At 34.4% G+C, this 1,194-nt stretch carries 2 protein-coding genes; one reads left to right on the plus strand and one right to left on the minus strand.

Annotated features, from left to right (window positions below; translation table 11 throughout):
- Position 1: 1 nt before the first annotated feature.
- Complete coding sequence (locus KI356_RS27310) at positions 2 to 949, plus strand: MBL fold metallo-hydrolase (protein WP_212937016.1); 948 nt, start codon at positions 2 to 4, stop codon at positions 947 to 949.
- A gap of 58 nt (positions 950 to 1,007) precedes the next feature.
- Here the strand turns inward: KI356_RS27310 and KI356_RS27315 are convergent.
- Positions 1,008 to 1,194: hypothetical protein (locus KI356_RS27315; protein WP_212937017.1), on the minus strand; the 187-nt coding region annotated here is incomplete at its 5' end.

The following is a 1,194-nucleotide window of genomic DNA, read 5'->3' on the forward strand; positions in this document are numbered from 1 at the left end:
TATAAATCAAATTCATACTGATGTAAGTTTTAAACCAAAAGATATTATAGGTTTAATGTCTGATTACTTTAAAATAAAAACAAAGCTGCGTCCTATAAAGAATTTACCTATTGTGTTACCGAATCTGCATAATGAATCTATAGATAGTGTTACATGGTTTGGTCATTCTGCTTCTCTTTTAAAAATAGAAGGTAAAAAACTATTATTAGATCCTATGCTTGGCGATGCCTCTTCCCCATTTCCTGTTTTTAATAGTAAGCGATATAGTGGTGCTTTTTCTTTAGAACGTGAAGATCTTCAGGAAATTGATGCGATTATCATTTCGCATAATCACTACGATCATTTGAATTACAAAAGTATTATGCAGTTAAAAGATCGTGTAAAGCATTTTTATGTTCCGACTGGAGTTGCGCGTTATCTTATTAAATGGGGTGTTTCACCTGATAAAATAAGTGAGCATAATTGGTGGGATGAAATCACGTTTGAAAATATTAAATTAGTTTGTACACCTGCAAGGCATTTTTCTGGACGAAGTATGACAGATAGAGATTGTTCATTATGGTGTTCATGGGTTATCCTCGGTCAAGAAACGAAAGTCTTCTTTAGCGGAGATAGTGGCTATGCTCCTCACTTTAAGGAAATTGGTGATAAATACGGTCCATTCAATCTTACTTTAATGGAATGCGGACAATACGATACGAGATGGTCTGCTATTCATATGTTGCCAGAAGAAACAGTACAAGCTCATATTGACGTTAAAGGAGAATTGCTCGTTCCTATTCATTGGGGTGCGTTTACGTTAGCATTACATGAATGGAGTGATCCTATTGAACGTGTTACGAAAGAAGCAAATCGTTTAGGAGTTAATATTTCAACGCCACAAATCGGTGAAGCTATTACGTTACAATCTAAAGATTATCCTACGGCTGCTTGGTGGCGAGAAGTATAATTATAATAAAAAGCGAACCGATTAAATATTGAGGGTTCGCTTTTTATTCATTTATGACTCATCTATTAAAATTCTTTGTTTTATCTACTGGAATTGCATTTTTCATCTTTTCTGTTGTCCAATATCCTGTAGGGTCTTCCATATCGTTTGAATCTTGAATAGCAGATGGGATATTGGGAGCTTTTTTCACTTGAGTAAGAGTATCTTTTTCGCTAGAGGCTGCCAATGTTAAGTAAATAATTAAA

The sequence above is a fragment of the Bacillus hominis genome (assembly GCF_018332515.1).
In the GTDB taxonomy this organism is placed as follows: domain Bacteria; phylum Bacillota; class Bacilli; order Bacillales; family Bacillaceae_G; genus Bacillus_A; species Bacillus_A hominis.